Below are 17,554 nucleotides of genomic sequence, written 5' to 3'. Positions count from 1 at the left end.
GGAGGGAAAGAAAGATCATGGCAATCCTGATCACCGAGAAGACCCCGGTCATCGTCCAGGGCATGTCCGGCCGCATCGGCCAGTTCCACGCGGCCGACATGATCAAGCACGGCACCAATGTCGTGGGCGGCGTGACCCCCGGCAAGGGCGGCGACCGGGTGCTCGACCGGCCGATCTTCGACACCGTCCGCGAGGCGGTGAGGGAAACCGGCGCCGAGGCGAGCCTGCTCTTCGTGCCGCCGCCCTTCGCGGCGGACGCGATGATGGAGGCGGCGGACGCCGGCATCCGGACGGCGGTCTGCGTCACCGACGGCATCCCCGCCCAGGACATGATGCGGGTGAAGCGGTTCCTGCGCCGCTACCCCCGCGAGCAGAAGATGCGGCTGATCGGCCCGAACTGCGCCGGCGTCATCTCGCCCGGCAAGGGCTTCATGGGCATCATGCCGCCCTCGATCTACATGGAGGGCCGCGTCGGCGTCATCGGCCGCTCGGGCACGCTCGGCTACGAGGCGGCGAGCCAGATGAAGGCGCTCGGCATCGGGGTCTCGACCTCGGTCGGCATCGGCGGCGACCCGATCAACGGCTCGTCCTTCCGCGACATCCTCGAACTCTTCGAGGCGGATCCGGAGACCGACGCGGTGATGATGATCGGCGAGATCGGCGGCCCGCAGGAAGCCGAGGCGGCGGCCTGGGCGGCCGAGAACATGACCAAGCCCGTCGTCGCCTATATCGCGGGCCTCTCCGCGCCCAAGGGCCGCAAGATGGGCCACGCCGGCGCGATCATCTCCGCCTTCGGCGAGAGCGCGCAGGAGAAGGTCGAGATCCTGAGTTCCCACGGCATAACGGTCGCGCCCAACCCCTCCTCGATGGGCGTCACCATGGCAAAGGTGCTGGGGCTCCGCGAAGCGGCCTGAGTCCCACCACCCACCTGTTCTCCCCCAAGAACTTGGCCCGGGCGCGTCCTGGGCCATTTTTTTCACCGCGGCGATCACTGCGGAATATCCGTTGCGCGGAAACGGCCCGCGCCCTAGTCCTTCGCCTCAACAGCGCGACAGCGCGGCCAGTTCCGCCGAAGGCGGGAACCAGCGGGAGAGGAGGAACATCACCCCATGAAGAAGCTTGCCCTCGCCACCATTCTCGGCGCCTGCGCCGCCCTGCCGGCCTCGGCCCAGACGATCGGCGTGACGCTGCCGAATTTCGACAACATGTTCCAGACACTGATCAAGAACGCGATGACCGACTACGCGGCCACGCTCGACGGCGTGACCCTGCAGATGGAGGACGCGCAGCTCGACATCGGCCGGCAGCTCAGCCAGGTGCAGAACTTCATCGCCTCGGGCGTGGACGGGATCATTGTCTCGGTGGTCGATTCCGACGCCACCGTGGCGATGACCAAGGCGGCGCAGGAGGCGGGCATTCCGCTCGTCTACGTCAATACCGGCCCGAGCGACCCGAGCGGCCTGCCCGAGGGCCAGGCCTTCGTCGCCTCGAACGAACTCGACTCCGGCACGCTGGAGGCCCAGGAAGTCTGCCGCCAGCTCAAGGCCGCCCGCAAGTCCGAGGCGAAGGCGGTGATCCTGATCGGCGACCTCTCGAACGAGGCGGCGCGGCTCCGGACCCAGGACGTGCACGACGTCTTCGCGACGCCCGAATGCTCCTTCATCACCATCGTCGACGAGCAGACCGGCGCCTGGCAGCGGCAGAACGCGGCCGACCTCGTGACCAACTGGCTCGCCGCCGGCACCCAGTTCGACGCGGTGGTCTCGAACAACGACGAGATGGCGATCGGCGCGATCCAGGCGCTGAGGGGCGCGGGCGTCCCGATGGAGGACGTGGTGGTGGGCGGCATCGACGCCACCGCCGACGGGCTCGCCGCGATGCAGGCGGGCGATCTCGACGTGACCGTGTTCCAGGACGCCGCCGGCCAGGGCCGGGGCTCGGTCGACGCCGCGCTGAAGCTCATCAAGGGCGAGAAGCTCGACACGCAGATCTACATCCCCTTCGAGCTCGTCACGAAGGACAACATGGACAAGTATCTGCACATCAACTGACCGGGCCGGCGCCTTCGCCCCGCCCGGATCAGCCGAGACCGCCCCGCTCTCAGTCGGCCGGGGCGGTCTCCCGCATCGAGGGCCGCTCCGCGAAGCGGCTGGCCCAGGTCGCGAGCGCGGGCCACCTCTCACGCCAGCCGAGATCGGCGAGGCGGAAATCGAGGTAGCCGAGCGCGCAGCCGACCGCGATCTGTCCGCAATCGAGCGGCCCGGCGAGATGCGCCATCCAGCGCGCGTCGAGCGCCTCGAGCGCGCGGGTGATCTTGCCGCGCTGCGCCTCGGTCCAGGCCGCCGACCGGCTCTCCTCGCTCCGCAGCACGCTCTCGTAGCGCGTCAGGACCGCCGCCTCCATGATCCCGTCCGCCGTCGCCTCGAGCGTCAGCGTCTCCCAGATCCGCGCCTGGGGATAGAGCCCGCCGCCAGCCATCTCGGCGAGATAGCGGCAGATCACCCGGCTGTCGTAGAGCGCCGGACCCTCCGGGCGCTCCAGCACCGGGATCTTGCCGAGTGGGTTGCGTTCGAGCGGGATGGTCCCCGGAGCGACCGGGGTCCCGCCCGCGGGCACCAGTTCGACCTGCCCGATGAGCCCGGTCTCGCGCAGCACGACCATGACCTTCCGCGCGAAGGGGGAAGTCGGCGAATGATAGAGCCGCATGCTCACGCCCGGACCCGCCTCACCTGACCCGCCGCAGCCGGAACCGGCCGAGCAGCGCGCCGTCGAATTCCATGCCCGGCCCGCCCCGGCGCAGCCTCAGCACGCGGCGGAACTTGCCGTGACCATGCACGGAATTCTCGCCCTCTGCGCGATGGGTGCGCGCATGCACCCCCTCCGGCAGATCGTCGAGCACGGTCTCGTGCGCCGGATCCTTCGGTTGCGAGGGCCGCAGGCGGCTCGCGGCCATGGTCGCCGCGGCGACGGCGCCGTAGCGAAGGACCATCCAGGCGAGGGGGGACAGGGGAAGCGCGGGCATCGGCGGGGCTGTTCCTTTGGCGAGAGGGACGCGAGTCATCCCGAATATAGGGACGACGCGCCCGCGCGCAAAGCGTGCCTCCCGAACCCGGTCGCCCCTTCGGCGGCGCCCGGCCGACGCGGCGCGCCATTGCGCGCCGCCCGCGAGATGCTAGTCTCGCCGCACTGCTGTCTTCATCCTGAAAGGACCACCGCGAATGACCGCGAAGACCCTCGCCCTGCTGCTCGCCGCCGCCGCCGCGCTCAGCGCCTGCAACACCATCGCCGGCGCCGGCGAGGACGTGTCGGCCGCCGGCTCCGCCGTGACCAACAGCGCGGACAACGTCCAGCAGAAGATGTGATCGCGAGGGGCCTTCGCGCGGCGGGGGTCAGATCGCCTCGGCGAGCAGCGCGCCATCCGCGCTGCCCGTCACCCGAGCCTCGATCAGGCTGCCCGGCCGCGCCGCGCCGGCGATCCGCGTCGGTGCGAAACCCTCGGTCCGGCCCAGATCGGCGCGCTCCATCAGCAGCCGGACCTCGCGCCCCAGCATGCCCGCGAGATGCGCCTCGACCCGTTCGGCGCCGAGCGCGCGCAGCCGCGCCGCCCGCTCCTTCGCCAGCTTCGGCGCGACCTGCGGCATCCGCGCCGCCGGCGTCCCGGCGCGGGGGCTGAACGGGAAGACATGCAGCCAGGTCAGGCCGCATTCCTCGACCAGCCGCAGCGAATTCTCGAACATCGCCTCGGTTTCCGTAGGGAAGCCCGCGATGATGTCGGCGCCGAAGACGATGTCGGGCCGCGCCGCCCGGGTCTCCGCGCAGAAGCGGATCGCATCGTCGCGCAGGTGCCGCCGCTTCATCCGCTTCAGGATCATGTCGTCGCCCGCCTGCAGAGACAGGTGCAGATGCGGCATCAGACGCGGCTCGAACCGGATCGCCTCCGAAAGCGCCGGATCGACCTCGATCGAGTCGATCGAGGAGATGCGCAGCCGGGGCAGGTCGGGAACCGCGCGCAGGATCTCCGCGACGAGATCGCCGAGCCGGGGCGTCCCCTCGAGATCGGCGCCCCAGCTCGTCAGATCGACGCCGGTCAGCACGACCTCGTTGAAGCCCCTGCCGCGCAGCCGGGCGATCTGCTCGGTCACGGTGGCCGCGGGGACGCTGCGCGAATTGCCCCGGCCGAACGGGATCACGCAGAAGGTGCAGCGGTGGTCGCAGCCGTTCTGGACCTGGACATAGGCGCGCGCGCGGGTGCCGAGCCCGTCGATCAGCGGCGCCTCGGGCCGGCGCTCGGCCATGATGTCGCCGACCTGGACCCGCGACGCCGCGTCCCCGCTCCCGCCGAGCGCGGCCCAGGCGGCGGGCCGGAGCTTCTCGGCATTGCCGAGCACCGCGCCAACCTCGGGCATCGCGGCGAAACGCCCGGGCTCGGTCTGCGCCGCGCAGCCTGTGACGACGACCTTGGCGCCCGGATTTTCCCGCGCGAGCTTGCGGATCTGCTGGCGCGCCTGGCGCACTGCCTCGGCGGTCACGGCGCAGGTGTTCACCACCACCACCTGCCCGGCGATGCCGGAGCGCGCGGCGAGCGCCTTCATCGCCTCGGTCTCGTAGGCGTTCAGCCGGCAGCCGAGCGTGGCGAAGACCGGCGGCCGGCTCGGCGCGTTCACGCCCCCGCCCCCGCGAGGATCTCCGGCGCGAGCCGGCCCTCGAAGACCAGCGTCGCGGGCCCGGTCATCCAGACCCCGTCCTCGCGCCAGTCGATCCCGAGATCGCCGCCGTCGAGCTTCACGGTCACGTTCCGTTCCGTCAGGCCGCGCCGCGCCGTCACCACCGCGGCCGCGCAGGCGCCGGAGCCGCAGGCGAAGGTGACCATCCCGCCGCGCTCCCAGACCCGCATCCGGATCGTCCGGCGATCGAGCACCTGGACGAATTCGACGTTGGTGCGCTCCGGAAAGAGCGGATCATGCTCTACCGCGGCCCCCCGGACACAGATATCGACCGCGTTCACGTCCGGTACGACGAAGACGCAATGCGGGTTGCCCATCCCGGCCGCGCCGGGTCCGCCCGCGATCGGCAGCGGGTCGAGCGCCATCTCGCGCGCGAGCGGCACCCGGTCCCAGGATAGCTCCGGCGGTCCCATGTTGACGCGGATGAGCCCGTTTCCCGCGTCCTCCACCCGAAGAATCCCGCGTCCGGTCCGCACGTCGAGCCCAGCGGCGCCGCTCTCGGCGAGGAGCAGCCGCCCGACGCAGCGCGTGGCATTGCCGCAGGCCGCGGCCCGGCTGCCGTCGGAATTCCAGAAATCGACGGCGGCCGCGGTCCCGGCGTCGTCGCGGATCACCGCGAGCTGATCGAATCCCACGCCCCGATGCCGGTCACCGAGCGCGCGCGCGAGGGCGGGCGTCACGGGGTCGGGCCGGCCGCGCGCGTCGACGACGACGAAATCGTTGCCGAGTCCGTGCATCTTGAGGAAGCGCAGGCCCTCGGGCCCCGCCAAACGGGAAGAATCACCATCCATGGGCGCTATATATGTGAGCCGCGGCGCCTCGGCCAGATTCCCCGCGAGATTCGTCGAATTCCCGCTTGACCATCGCCGCCGGGACCCCTAAAGACGCCGCAGCCTTGGGGCCCGTAGCTCAGTTGGTAGAGCAACTGACTTTTAATCAGTGGGTCGTGGGTTCGAATCCCGCCGGGCTCACCACGGCGGTTCGTTGGTGTCGGGCTGGTAGCTCAGCGGTAGAGCAGTTGACTCTTAATCAATTGGCCGAGAGTTCGAATCTCTCCCAGCCCACCAACACCCCTTCAGCGAAACGCGGCCCAATTCGCGCCTGGTGAATAGCGCCGACATTCCCGAGACTTAGCGCGAGCTCGAGCCGGGACGCGTCTCACCGCGGCTGAATTCGAGCCCGTTTCTGAGGGCTCCGCGCCTTCCCCGCGCGGCGTCTTAGGCGAAAGCCAAGATAAATTCCGATGCCGAGAAATGGTCGAAATTCCGGTCGCTGATCCGTTCACCCCGGGTTTGTGGATGGGCTGAAGATCGAAGGGATCCGGCGTCACGCTCAGTTCAGCGCGGCGACCTGCTCGTCCCAGAGCAGCGGCAGATCGCCGATCCGCTTTAGCCTGGTCGCCGTGAGAGCCACCGGCTGCGATCCGTCGAGGATGCGCTCGACCGCGGCGGGGGCGAGAAACGCCAGTTGCGTCAGCCGCGAGACATCGCCCGCGTCGACGCCCTCGCGCGCGGCGATCGCCGCGAGCGCGACCGGTGGCTCGGCGTCGCGCCACTCGGTCAGCCAGAGCCGCGACCGGATCAGCATCCGGATCAGCGCCGCGTCGGGCCGGGCGGCGCCGGCCGATGCCCCGCTCAGCAGCAGCCGCAGTTCGCCGCCGCGCCGGATGAGCCTGAGCGGATGCTCGATGGTGATCGGCTCCAGACCGGCGAGCGAGGTGCCTTGCTCCGCTTCCCCAAGCTCGATCGAAGCGCGCAGCCGGTCGGCGCCGACATCGACCCGGCGGACGATCCGGCGCAGCGTCGCGCTGGCCTCCGGCGAGCCGGTTGCCCCAAGCCGCCGCCGCGTCTCTTCCAGGGCCAGGAGGCGCTGGGCGGTCACGGCGGGATCATCGGAGTTCGTCGCGAGCAGCTCGCCGGTGAACTCCGGATCGCTGATCCTGGCGACAATGGCCCGCGCGACCGCTGCCTCGACCTCCTCGGCCGGGATGCGCCAGCCCTTCGCCCCGGCTGCCACCGCCGTCTCGATCAGCGCGCGGCCGACGTAGTAGCGGTAGCGCCGCTTGCAGGTAGTAGCATGGCTTGGCCGCATCGGCTGGCCGTCCGGATCGAACAGCCGTCCCGCGAGCGCGCTGGGCGCTTGCCCGATCGGCGTCTCGCGCCGTTCCACCCGGTTCGCCGCCAGCCGCGCCTGCACCTGATGCCAGAGATCAGGCCCGATAATCGCCGGATGCTGCCCGGGATGCACCTCGTCGCGATGGCGGATGTGCCCGATCAGCAGCGGATTGGTCAGCAGCGCGTCGAGCGCGCCGCGCGAGAAGATCGCGCCCCCGGAGCGCTTGCCAGAGGCGCTCACGCGGATCGGTGTCCGCTCCCCCGATCGCTCCAGCGCGACCTGGAGCCTCGGCACCGTGCCGAGTTCGAGATACTGCTCGAAGATGGCGCGGACCTGATCCGCCTCTTCACGATGGGGCACCAGCTTCCGGGCCTCGACCCGGTAGCCGAACGGTACCTGGCCGCCCATCCACATGCCCTTCCGCTTCGAGGCGGCGATCTTGTCGCGGATGCGCTCGGCGGTGACCTCGCGCTCGAACTGCGCGAAGGACAAAAGCACGTTCAGCGTCAGCCGCCCCATCGAGGTCGTGGTGTTGAACGCCTGGGTCACCGAGACGAAGGAGACCGATCCCGCGTCGAAGATCGCGACGATCCGGGCGAAGTCGGCCAGCGCCCGCGTGAGCCGGTCCACCTTGTAGACCACGACCACGTCGATCCGGCCCGCCGCGACATCGGCGAGCAGCGCCTTCAGAGCCGGCCGCTCCATCGAGCCGCCGGAGAAGCCGCCGTCGTCGTAGCGTTCCGCGAGCGCGCTCCAGCCCTCGTGCTTCTGGCTTCGGATATAGGCGGCGCAGGCTTCGCGTTGCGCGTCGAGCGAGTTGAACTCCTGCTCGAGCCCTTCCTCGGTCGATTTCCGGGTGTAGATCGCGCAGCGCAGCCTGCGCGGTTTTTCCGCGCCGGCCATCAGCCTTCCTCGCCCTTCACGCCGCGCAACCCGAAGAAGGCCGGGCCGTTGCGGTTGCTCCCGGTGATGGCCTTCGCGACCGCCGAGAGCGAGCCGAAGCTCCGGCCCCGCCAGAGATAGCCGTCGTGCGTCGCACGCACCTCGTGCCGGGTGCCACCCCAGTCGCGGATCAGCCGCGCGCCGGGACGTGGCCGCGCCGCCGCCGCGATGTCGCCGGCGGCGATGCCGGCGTCGCGGCGCGCGGCCTTCTCGAGCGCCGCCAGCCGGCGCGCCGTCTCCGGGCGAAAGCCTCCGAGCGCCTCGGCCTGCCAGCGCCAGGCGATGCCCAGCATCAGCAGCCGCCGGCGCGCGGCCTTCGGCGCCGCGACGCCCCAGGCGGCGAGCCAGGCCGTCCGAAGCTCCGGCGTCGGCAGCGTTTCGAGCGCCGCGATCCGCTGGCGGAGGTCCGCGACCATCGCCGACGGCTGCGTGTCGGGCGCCACGGCGACGCGTCGCGCGGAGGTGGCGCGCATGGGTTCAGGCCTCCGCGTCGAGGTGATAGGCCTTCCGTCCCTCGGTCGACCGCAGCGTCACCGCATGGCCCCGGGCGCGGAGCCGCGACAGCGCCGCCCGCGTGGTGTGCGGCAGCCAGCCCAGCAGCGCGCTTAGTTCCTCGAGCGACGCGCCTTCCCGCCTGCCGACCGCGTCGAGCAGCTGACCGAGCTTGCCACCCACCCGATCCATCGGGGCGCCGCCTCCCTCAGCGTCGGTCGCTTCGGCCGCCCCGCCGGACGCTATCTCCTCGGGCTTCGCGGCGGGATCGACATCCGGGTCAATCTCACTGACGGTGACATCGGGCGACGCCTCCACCGGGGCGATGCCGAGCGCGGCGCGCCCGGCGGCGGTGATGACGAAGCGGGCCGTCGCGTCCCCCAGGGTGGCGTTGCCCGGGGTCTCCGCCGGATCCCCGGCGGCGGCGACCGCGGCGACGAGCCCTTCGCGGTGGAGGACGCGGAGGCTGCGCTGGAGCGCGGCGCCGCGCGCCTTCACCGAGGCCGGCGGCGGCAGGAGCCGGCCGTCCTCGCGGTTGGCGGCGGTCGCGAGCAGCATCGTCTGGGTATCGGAAAGGCGGAGCATGATCGGGTCCCTTCGGGTTCGAAGGCGGCCCGGGGTGGGCCGCCTGGTACGACCCGAAGGCCCGGTCGAGCGACCCGGGCTGGCGGGCGGCGCAGGCGGCCTCCGCGCGACCACTGACGCTCTTCCGGGCACGGAAGTCCAGCGAGGCGCGCCAAGAGAAGACGACATGGTGTACGGGGCTCGGGGCCGCCGGGGCCGCCGCCGGCCAGTCGAGGACGATTACTTTGCGAGGCAAGGCAGAAGCGCCCAGGCCGGTCTCGCAGTGCCGGCGATCCGGATTCCGCGCTATTCGTCGGGCGGCTTGGCAGCGCGCTCGAGGTGCCGTAACCCTGCCGGCATGACCTACGCGCTCTCCACCCTGATCCCCGCCATCGCCGATGAGGGCGCATAAGCCCGCCTGGTAAGGGATGGCGGCCTCGCGCTGCTCGCCGATCCGACCTCCGTCGCGGATGTCGCCGGCGCCGCCGCTTGCCCCGACGACGAAGCGGCGACGCGCGCGGCGATGGCGCTGCTGTCCCATGCTCTCGACGAGGCGCGCATGGCGATGGAGAACGACGCGCCCGAGGGCGGGGCGCTCATCACCGCCGTCGCCGACGTGCTGGTCGCGCGGGACGCGGCCCGGCCGTTCGCGCCGGCCGCGCGCCTGCGCCTGGCCCAGGTCTACGCCCGCGCCGGCCTGCTACCGCCGCCCTTCGCGGTCCTGACCCCGGAGACCATGGCGAGTACCGAGGCGGCGCAGGAGATGCCCGATCTCGGCGCGCTGCTCGAGCCGATCCTGAAGGAGATCGGCGACGCGCCGCTTCAGGTCCATGCCGCGCTTGGCGAGCTCTTCGCCGGGATTCCGCCCGAACTCGCCGCCATGCTGGTTTCGATGACGATCGCCCGACCCGGCGCGCTCGAGCCGCGGCTCGGGCTCTACTGGCTGCTCGACCCGCGTCCCGAGATCCGCCTCGCCGCCACCACCGCGCTGCTGAGCCGGGCCGAGGCCGGGACGCTCGCCCCGGACCTCGCCGCGCTCCTGCCGGCGCTCCGCAAATGGCTGCCCGACGACCCCGCCCGCGCCGCGCTGGACGCGGCGATCCGGCGGCGGATGCGCGATGGCGGGTCGAGGCCCGAGATCGCGGCGGAGATCCCGGCCGTGACCATCCACCGCGCCGCCGCCAGCCTGGCCGACGGCGCCGGCGCGCAAAGCCTGGTCGCCGCGATCCAGCGCGGCGGCCGACGCGGCGTCGCGATGGCGATGCTGAAGCAGGGCCAGGCGGTTAAGGACGCCTTCGTCATTCCCTGCGCCAGCGCCAGCGAACAAAGGCGCATGCTGGCCCGCGTGCTCGACGAGATCGAGACCTTCGACCTGCCGCCCGCCGCGCTGGCCGAGGCGCTGGCGCGAGGTCTCGGCGAGGGCCTGGCGCTCGGTCTCCTCCCGGCGCCCGGGCTGGTCGACCTCGCCGAGATCTGGGGCCCGGAGGCACTGGCCCCCGCCGCCGGCGATACCGAGGCGATCCTCGCCGCGATCGGCGGGCGCGACGCGCTGGAAGCGCTGCCCGCCGCCCGCCGCGCCGCTCTCGTCAGGGAGAGCATCGACTGGATGGATTGCTTCGGGCACGCCGACAGCTGGTTCGAGGACACCGCCGCGCTCCGCGCCGCGATCGCGCGGGCGCGAACCGACAAGGGCCGCGAGACCGCTGTCTGGACGCATCTCGAGACCCGCCGCGACTGGTGGGCGCGACACTTCACGGTTTCGGCGGCGGTGCTCAGATCCGCGCCCGAGCCGGCGCCCTGGCTGTCCTTCGTGGCGGTGGCCCAGGCCCTGCTCGATGGGCCGATCGCTCAGGCGGATCCCGATCATGGCCGGCATCGTGGACCAGAGCCTGGAGGCATTCGAAGCCCGGGACAGCGGCGCCCGGCCGCGCGAGGCGGGCGAGGCAATTGGTCCGCTGCTGGCGCGGGCCGGGATCGGCGAGGCCCATCTCCAAGGCTGCCTCACGGCGCTCGCGATCGCGCCGCTCGCGCCTTCGCCAGGAGCCTGGCTGGGTCCCCTGCTCGGCGGGATCGAGTTTCCGGGCGACGGCGCGCTCGACCGCGTTCTGGAGTTCGTCCTGCTGAACGCCGACCGCGTCGAGGACGAGGCAGGCGACCCCGAGACTGTGGCACGTTGGCTCGCGCCGCTCGACGCGGACGGGCTGCGGGACTGGGCGGCGGGGTTCGACGCCCTCGTCGCGGTGACCCGGCGCTGCTGGCCGGCGAAATCGCTCAACGCCGATGACAAGCGCGTCCCGCGCGACATCGCGCTGGTCGCGAAGGGTGCCGACGGCGGCGCGCCGCGCGCGGTGCTGCCCGCCTGGGTCGCCCGGCGCCATGCCTCGCGGCGATAGGTGCGCCGCCGCGAGGGAGCGGGATCGGCCCAAAGCTGCCTCTCACATGACCCGCGACTGCAGCAGCGCAGCAATCGCAATCTTATATTTGGCGGGTGCGCCTGTAAGCTATAGAATGACAATCGAAGGTGTGGCGAAGTGCTGTTTTGCAGGGGTCAGCGTGCTCATTTTCACCTATCTATGGTGGCCATCCAGCTTGAATGGGATTTTTTAAATTGTTGAAAGAAGAAGAACGTAGCCATCTTATTGTTCTGAACCTGTTGATTCAGAATTTTAGAGGTGTGAAAAATGGAACAGTTGATTTCCATGTCCACATACTTCTTGTTTCACGGCACTGATCCATCCGCCCAACGCCGCCAGTCCGCGCGATACCGGAAAAGCAGATCCTTGGCGAGCTTGCGCGTCACCCGGGCGCAGGCGATGCTCGTTCCGGCGATCGGCTGCCGCGCCCCGCTCCGCGATCCGGCGGCGAGCACGCCTTCGAGCCAGGGGCTCCGTTCGCTCGAGGCGAGGCGGCTCACCCGTTTCCAGCGCGGCGCGTCGGATGTGATGTCCGCCTCCGCCAGGCCTCCGTAGGCGACTTCCGTCCGCGACTGGCGGAACCTGCCGCCGACGACGATCGCGGCCCGCGACGTCGCCAGGCTGTTCATCGTGCCGGAGCGGCGGATCACGCCCGGTCTCCCGGGATCGTCGCGCAGCACGACCCGACCCTCGTCATCGTAGTCGACGTAATCCGGATCCACGAAATAGGACTGCCGTCCCCTGCGGCGGCCTCCCGGCAGCGTGTCGTCCCGCTGTACGTAAAGATTGACCGGCGCGTCGAAGATTCCTGCCTCGGCATCCACCCTGATGCACCACTCCCCTGGAAACGCGCGGCGTCCCTCGCCCGCGGTCGGCGGTACCACGAGCACGACGCGCTCCCGACCGCACGCCTGGTTTCCGATCCAGTCGCGGTAGGCCCATGCCAGCGACTCGCCCCCGTCGGTGAGCAGGTAGACACAGCCAAAGGGCGTCGCCGGGATGGGCGCGCCCTCACCACCTCCCGGCGGAGTGAGAGAGACCGAGAAGCCGGGCCGTTCCGGCTTCTCGCGGCAGCCCCAGATTTCGACGAAGCTCGGGGTCAGGTCGTCGGGCGGGAGCCGCCATGTCACCTTTCCTGGAGCGTCGAGCACCGCGTGGGTCATCCATTGCCGATGGTTCCCCGCCGGAAGCACGAAACGGACCGGGGCGCGACCTTGCCGCCTGTTCGTGATCTCGTCGATCAGCCGGTCGAGAACCGAGCCGCCGTCCTTCGCCCCGGCGGTCAGGGCGAGGCTGATGTTGATCACGAGCGGGTAATCGACCTTCTCTCCCCACCTTTCGATCGCCTCGGCGCGCCGGGCCTCGACATGCGCGTAGATGTGTTCGATCGCCAGCGAGACGACGGGTTCGGTGAAGACGCCGAGCGTATCGGAGGTGACCCGGGGAGGCAGCGCGACGCCGAGGATCCGGACACGCCGGCCACGCGGGCGCCCCGGCCGGTAGCCGGCCGCGGCATCGGCCACGGCGGTTCCGTGGCTTCGGGCCAGCGCGAGCATCTGGACCTCGTCCTCCACCCCGCCCCGCCCGAAATCGATCATCCCGACGGCGGGATCGCGGTAAAGCGCGTCCTCGTCGATCCCGGCGCCGGTCCGGTAGCGCGCGAGCAGTTCGTCGATGTCGGGCCCGGTCAGTCGCCGCCCGAGGGGAACGTCGCGCCGGCCATCGCATGGCACGCCCTGGAGCCAGAGGTCGTCGAAGCGCGTGAGCGGCGCCTCTCCCGGCTGTTCCAGCCGGAAGCGTTCGTGCGCGAAGGCGAAGCCGTCGTCGATGATGCCGACGAACACCGTTCCCGGCGGCGGCGGGCCGCGCCGGTCCCTGCCGGGCAGCCTCGCGGGATTGATCGTATTCTCCGGCAGCAGATCGATGATCTCGTCATCGAATTCGCCGAACAGCGCGGCGAACTCCTTCATGGAGATCATCTCCGACCAGGCCGCCGTCCCCAGGTTTTTTCGCAGCGGGTAGAGATGCCGCGGGCCCGAGGTCGGCTCCGCGAGGCAACGCGCGAAATGCGCGTAGGGAGAAATGGGCTTTCGCTCCAACCCGGTCAGCGCCGTCCATTCCATCATTCCCACTCCCCCCGCGCGCGTCTCCAGAGCGCGCCGAGCAGCGGAACCTCGTCCGGCAGCGCTTGCCCACCCGGGGCCCTCTTCCCCCAATGCTCCTCTGGGACGTCTTTCCGGAACGTTTCATAGTGGAAGTCGAACTTCACCCCATCGCCCTCGGGTGGGGCGAACCGGCGCGCCAAGCACTTTCCATCCCCGGCGGCGGCGGCCAGCCACTCGGCCAGCGCCACACCCAGCACCGCGCCCGCGGCGCTGTCGACCGGAAAGTGCACGCCGGCGATGGTCCGGTTGACGGCGATCCGCGCGGCGATGCGATACCGCTGGCAGGCAGCGGTGCGCTCACCCTCGCGGTCGATGAGCTTGCCAAGGATCGCCGCCGTGATGAAGGCCTCCGTCGCATGCCCGCTCGGAAGGGTCGAATGGGTCGGCGTCGGGATCACCGGCTGGATCTGCGACGAAAGATCGATCGGCCGCGGACATCCGAGCAGATGCTTGACGCGCTGGGCCACGATGGTGCTGAGCGCCTCCGCGAGGTAGAGGAGTTCCAGCGTGCAGGGGCAGCGCGCCGGGCTCAGCCGGTCGACCGCTCCGAAGAAGGGGATGATCTCCGTCAGCTGGACGTTGATCTCGATCAGACGCTCCGCTCGCAGATCCGCGTATCCGCGCACGACCGCGAGCTGTCCGCGAAAATAACCGGCATCGGGCGGAACGAACTCGATGAGCTCCTTTTCTTCGCCCCGGCTCCGGAACCGGACGGCCGCTCCCGCCTCCGTCCGACCGACCGACAGCCCTTCGAGAACCAGGCCCAGAAGCACCACCTGTCTCCACTCGGGGTCGAGGGCCAGGAGGCTCGCGAGATCCTCATCGTCGATTGCGGTTTGCAGTCGGGGCCGGCTGTGGTTTATTTCTTCTTGGTCGAGCGACTGCGACGCGACCACCCCATCGTATGTCGTGGCGATCGCCGCCGACAAGGCCGCCTCGCCGACGGCCGCCGCCGTATCATCCGGCGTCTTGCCTGACCTGTTGGATCTGTTGGATCGATTTGATCTGTTTGAAATTGCCATATCAATACCCTCGGAGTTCACAGTTGTCAGTGGAGTATCAATCGGAAATCTGAGCGAGAACCGGGCAGCACCGCGGAGGTGTCGCATTGGAAAAGGCAAGGATCGAAATTCGACTCATTGGTCCCGTCCGCGTCCTTGACGAGCACGGACAGGAGTTTACTCCGAATTTTTCGAAGGCGCTCGCACTTCTCGCGTTCATGGGCACCTCTCCCGACCTGCGACGGCCGCGGATCTGGCTGCAGGACAAGCTCTGGAGCGACAAGCCGGCGAAGCAGGGGGCGGGAAACCTGCGCCAGACGCTGCTCCGTCTGCGCCGGGCCTTCGGCGCGCACGAGGATTGCCTTGTCGCGCATGCCGACTGGCTGGGTCTGGATCCGGCCCGGGTGCGCGTCGTGCTGGAGCCCCCGGCCACCCTGCCGGCCGAGGAGCGGCCCGAATTCGCCGAGGGCCTCTCGATCGAGGATCCGGAAGGAGAGGACTGGCTCCGGGAGCGGCGTTCCGCTTTCGCCGATCATCTGGAAGCGACGCTCGCGGGTCGCGAGGACGCGGGCGCCGAGGTCACCGAGATCCGGCCGATCCTGCTTCTCGAGCCTCCCGACGCCGAGGCTGGCGACCCGAAGCGCCTCGGCGAGATGCTCACCACCGACATCGGCGCGCTGGTCGCGGAGACCGGGAACGCGCTCGTTCTGGCGGAGCGACCGCATACCGGGCTGCCGATCGTCCGGGCGCTCCGGCTTCGGCTGCGGGTGGTGCTGATCGGGACCACCGCGGTATTCCGCGCACAGGTCTACGAGGCGCGCGGCGCGCGGCTGGTCTGGAACGGGCGCCACGCTCTCGATCTGCGTGTCGATGGCGGGGCCGCCTCCCTGGACGACTTCGCGGCGGCGATCTCGGATGTGATCGTCCATGAACTGGCCCGGTCGCGGCCGGACGAACTCGAAACCTCGTCCGGCCTGTCATATCGCGCCATCGAGAAGTTCATGAGCTTTACCCGGGCCGACATGTCGGAGGGGCACCGGCTGCTCGCGACGGCCTATGCGATCTGTCCCTCGCCCGTGATCCTCGCCTGGCAGGCATATCTGCGGACCGCCCAGTACATCGAGCGCGCCGCGCCGGACGAGCGGGGCGCCCGCGAGGACGCGCTGGAGGCGATCCAGAAGGCCCTGGTCTCGGACCCGTTCAATCCCATCGTTCAGTCGGTCGCCTCGGACGTCTTTTCCCTGTTCGACGGATCGACCGTGCTGGCGCTCGAACTGGCACGGCGCGCCGTCGCAAGCAGCCCCGCAAACGCATTCGCACGCGCGAGCCTCGCCTACCGCCTGGCCTGGACCGATCGCGCCGAGGAGGGGCATGATCAGGCGCTTCGCGCCCTCGACCTCGCCGCGTGCCATCCCAACCGCGCAACCTGGTTCATGCTCTGCTGCGTCACCGCGGTCCGGACCGGCCGCTTCGCGGAGGCGCTCCATTTCGGCGCGCGGGCGCATGAACTCGCGCCCAACTACAAACCGCCGCTGCGCTTCCTCGCCGCGCTCCATTTTCACGGCGGGCGGGAGGCGGCCGCGCATCAGGCGCTGAGGGCGCTGCGCCGTCTGGAGCCCGATTTCGACCTCTCTTCCTTCGAAGACCCCGATTATCCCGTCGCCTCGCTCCGCGGGACACCCCTCTTGCGCATCACGCGGAGCGGGTTGCTTTCGGGATCCGCTCCGTGAGGCCCCGCGTTGCCCCGCCGCCGGGGGCATCGCTCCGGACCGTGCCGACCATCGACACCTCCTCTGGCACCTTCCGGAGCGTCGTTTCTCCGCCGCGTTCATTCCGGACCCGGGTCATTCGGCCAGGAACTCCCGGATCAGGCGCGCGCAGCGGTGCCACGCCGGATCGGTCGCCGGCAGGATATGGTTGGTGGTGTCGAGCACCGCGAACCGCGCGCCGGGGATGCCCGCGGCCAGTTCCTGCCCCTGCTCGAACGGCACGCCGCCGTCGTGCCGCGAATGGATGACGAGCGTCGGCGCCTTCACGAGCGGCAGGACGTCGCGGATGTCGACGCCCCCATGCGCCTCGAGTACCGCCGCCGCGTTTTGCGGGCTCGCCGTCTTGCGCTGAAGGTCCGAGAACCAGCGCTGGCTGTCCGCGGGCGCGTCGGGCATGTAGAGCGATGTGAACATCTGCCGCACGGCCGGATTGTCCCGCCCCCAGCCGACGCGGATCATCTCGATCGCGGCCCGGCGCAGGACCGCGCCCGCCGGATCGCCCCTCCGGTTCCACCCCCGCGCATAGCCTCCGAGCAGCACGAGCCGGGTCACGCGTTCCGGGTGCCGCGCCGCGTAGACCAGGGCCTTCGCGCAGCCCTGCGAGAGGCCGAGCAGCGCGAACCGGTCCAGCCCGGCCGCGTCGACGACGGTCTCGAGATCCTCGATCTGGCGCTCCAGTCCGAAATCGCTCACGTCCCAGGCGGAGAGCCCCATTCCCCTGCCGTCGTAGCGCAGGAGCTGGTGCCTGCTCGCAAGTTCCTCGAAGATGTGGCGCCAGACCGGGCTTTCCCAGTCGAATTCGAGATGATGGAGCCAGTTCGCCGCCTTGACGAGCGGCGGGCCGGCGCCCGCGCGCGCATAGGCGATGCGTGTGCCGTCAAGGCTGTGGCAATAGCGGATCTCCTGCCGGAGCGCCTCGCGGGCCGGCGCGCGGCCTCGGTCTCCCCCCGGCTGGTCGACATGGTGGCTTTCCTCCGCCGCGCCGGAGCCGAGTTCCACCAGCGGCCCCACGAAGCGGAACCCGCGGCCATGCATCGTGCGGACGTAGCGCTGCCCATGGCCGTCGTCGCCGAGCACGCGCCGCGCGGCGCTGACCGCGCTCGATATCGCGGCGTCGGAGACGCAGCGGCCCTGCCAGACCGCCTCGACGAGATCGTCCTTGGACACGACCCGGTCACGGCGCTCGATCAGCTGGATGAGCAGATCGAGGACCTTCGGTTCGACACGCACGGGCATCCCTGACGCGCGCAACTCCCGCGCCGCCGCGTCGATCACGAAGGTGTCGAAGACATACCGCATCGCGCCGATCCTACGCCACTCCCCGGCCGCGTCATAGCGCGATGCCCCCCGGGACGCGCGGGTGCCCGC

At 70.5% G+C, this 17,554-nt stretch carries 15 protein-coding genes, 2 tRNA genes and 1 pseudogene; 8 read left to right on the top strand and 10 right to left on the bottom strand.

The window, feature by feature from the left end; genetic code table 11:
- Positions 1–17 precede the first annotated feature (17 nt).
- Positions 18–914: a succinate--CoA ligase subunit alpha gene (gene sucD / locus FJM51_RS05845; RefSeq protein ID WP_140453176.1), complete on the top strand. Its 897-nt coding sequence runs from the start codon at positions 18–20 to the stop codon at positions 912–914.
- 195 nt (positions 915–1,109) lie between these two features.
- A complete protein-coding gene (locus FJM51_RS05840) occupies positions 1,110–2,051 on the top strand; it encodes a sugar ABC transporter substrate-binding protein (RefSeq protein ID WP_140453175.1) in 942 nt (313 codons plus the stop codon).
- 49 nt (positions 2,052–2,100) lie between these two features.
- Here FJM51_RS05840 and FJM51_RS05835 read toward each other — a convergent pair whose 3' ends face one another.
- Entirely contained in the window at positions 2,101–2,706 is a 606-nt protein-coding gene (locus FJM51_RS05835; protein WP_140453174.1) for a glutathione S-transferase, read from the bottom strand.
- A gap of 19 nt (positions 2,707–2,725) precedes the next feature.
- The gene (locus FJM51_RS05830; protein ID WP_140453173.1) at positions 2,726–3,022 is read right to left on the bottom strand and encodes a hypothetical protein; all 297 of its coding nucleotides are present in this window, start codon (positions 3,020–3,022) and stop codon (positions 2,726–2,728) included.
- Between the two features lie 196 nt (positions 3,023–3,218).
- Here FJM51_RS05830 and FJM51_RS05825 point away from each other — a divergent pair, with 196 nt between their 5' ends.
- A complete protein-coding gene (locus tag FJM51_RS05825) occupies positions 3,219–3,362 on the top strand; it encodes an entericidin A/B family lipoprotein (RefSeq protein ID WP_140453172.1) in 144 nt (47 codons plus the stop codon).
- Between the two features lie 27 nt (positions 3,363–3,389).
- Here FJM51_RS05825 and mtaB read toward each other — a convergent pair whose 3' ends face one another.
- Both mtaB and dapF read right to left on the bottom strand, forming a co-directional pair.
- Positions 3,390–4,664 (bottom strand): tRNA (N(6)-L-threonylcarbamoyladenosine(37)-C(2))-methylthiotransferase MtaB, encoded by a 1,275-nt coding sequence (gene mtaB / locus FJM51_RS05820; RefSeq protein ID WP_267901376.1) that lies wholly within the window; start codon positions 4,662–4,664, stop codon positions 3,390–3,392.
- Entirely contained in the window at positions 4,661–5,515 is an 855-nt protein-coding gene (gene dapF, locus FJM51_RS05815; protein ID WP_140453171.1) for a diaminopimelate epimerase, read from the bottom strand. The genes mtaB and dapF overlap by 4 nt, the downstream gene beginning before the upstream one ends.
- Before the next feature lie 107 nt (positions 5,516–5,622).
- On the opposite strand from dapF, the gene FJM51_RS05810 reads away from it, so the two are divergent.
- A tRNA-Lys gene (locus tag FJM51_RS05810) sits at positions 5,623–5,698 on the top strand.
- Between the two features lie 18 nt (positions 5,699–5,716).
- Positions 5,717–5,791 (top strand) — tRNA-Lys (locus tag FJM51_RS05805).
- Positions 5,792–6,056: 265 nt separating this feature from the next.
- Here FJM51_RS05805 and FJM51_RS05800 read toward each other — a convergent pair.
- From FJM51_RS05800 to FJM51_RS05790, 3 genes are read right to left on the bottom strand one after another with little or no spacing between them, the layout of a single operon-like run.
- On the bottom strand, positions 6,057–7,742 hold the full coding sequence (locus FJM51_RS05800) for a recombinase family protein (protein ID WP_140453170.1): 1,686 nt from the start codon (positions 7,740–7,742) through the stop codon (positions 6,057–6,059).
- Positions 7,742–8,254: a DUF2924 domain-containing protein gene (locus FJM51_RS05795; protein ID WP_140453169.1), complete on the bottom strand. Its 513-nt coding sequence runs from the start codon at positions 8,252–8,254 to the stop codon at positions 7,742–7,744. The genes FJM51_RS05800 and FJM51_RS05795 overlap by 1 nt, the downstream gene beginning before the upstream one ends.
- Positions 8,255–8,258: 4 nt before the next feature.
- Positions 8,259–8,858: a DUF3489 domain-containing protein gene (locus FJM51_RS05790; RefSeq protein ID WP_181164462.1), complete on the bottom strand. Its 600-nt coding sequence runs from the start codon at positions 8,856–8,858 to the stop codon at positions 8,259–8,261.
- A gap of 397 nt (positions 8,859–9,255) precedes the next feature.
- On the opposite strand from FJM51_RS05790, the pseudogene FJM51_RS26020 reads away from it, so the two are divergent.
- A pseudogene (locus tag FJM51_RS26020) lies at positions 9,256–10,665 on the top strand (Y4lR C-terminal helical domain-containing protein); the annotation flags it as partial.
- Between the two features lie 7 nt (positions 10,666–10,672).
- Positions 10,673–11,230 carry a UPF0149 family protein gene (locus FJM51_RS24870; RefSeq protein ID WP_140453166.1) on the top strand — a complete coding sequence of 186 codons (558 nt, stop codon included), beginning with the start codon at positions 10,673–10,675 and terminating at the stop codon, positions 11,228–11,230.
- Positions 11,231–11,556: 326 nt separating this feature from the next.
- On the opposite strand, the gene FJM51_RS05775 is transcribed toward FJM51_RS24870, so the two are convergent.
- Entirely contained in the window at positions 11,557–13,377 is a 1,821-nt protein-coding gene (locus FJM51_RS05775; protein WP_140453165.1) for a S8/S53 family peptidase, read from the bottom strand.
- Positions 13,374–14,438, bottom strand: coding sequence for a phosphatase PAP2 family protein (locus tag FJM51_RS05770; protein WP_181164459.1), 1,065 nt, complete (start codon positions 14,436–14,438; stop codon positions 13,374–13,376). Before FJM51_RS05770 ends, FJM51_RS05775 begins: the two co-directional genes overlap by 4 nt.
- Positions 14,439–14,635: 197 nt before the next feature.
- Here FJM51_RS05770 and FJM51_RS05765 point away from each other — a divergent pair, with 197 nt between their 5' ends.
- Positions 14,636–16,147 carry a tetratricopeptide repeat protein gene (locus tag FJM51_RS05765; RefSeq protein ID WP_140453163.1) on the top strand — a complete coding sequence of 504 codons (1,512 nt, stop codon included), beginning with the start codon at positions 14,636–14,638 and terminating at the stop codon, positions 16,145–16,147.
- A 114-nt stretch (positions 16,148–16,261) separates the two neighbouring features.
- Here FJM51_RS05765 and FJM51_RS05760 read toward each other — a convergent pair whose 3' ends face one another.
- Positions 16,262–17,485 carry an alpha/beta hydrolase gene (locus tag FJM51_RS05760; protein WP_140453162.1) on the bottom strand — a complete coding sequence of 408 codons (1,224 nt, stop codon included), beginning with the start codon at positions 17,483–17,485 and terminating at the stop codon, positions 16,262–16,264.
- Positions 17,486–17,554: the final 69 nt, after the last annotated feature.

Source organism: Amaricoccus solimangrovi (genome assembly GCF_006385685.1).
GTDB classification, from domain to species: domain Bacteria; phylum Pseudomonadota; class Alphaproteobacteria; order Rhodobacterales; family Rhodobacteraceae; genus Amaricoccus; species Amaricoccus solimangrovi.
The sequence above is the reverse complement of the archived record's forward strand: the minus strand, read 5'-3'. Positions and strand labels throughout refer to the sequence as shown.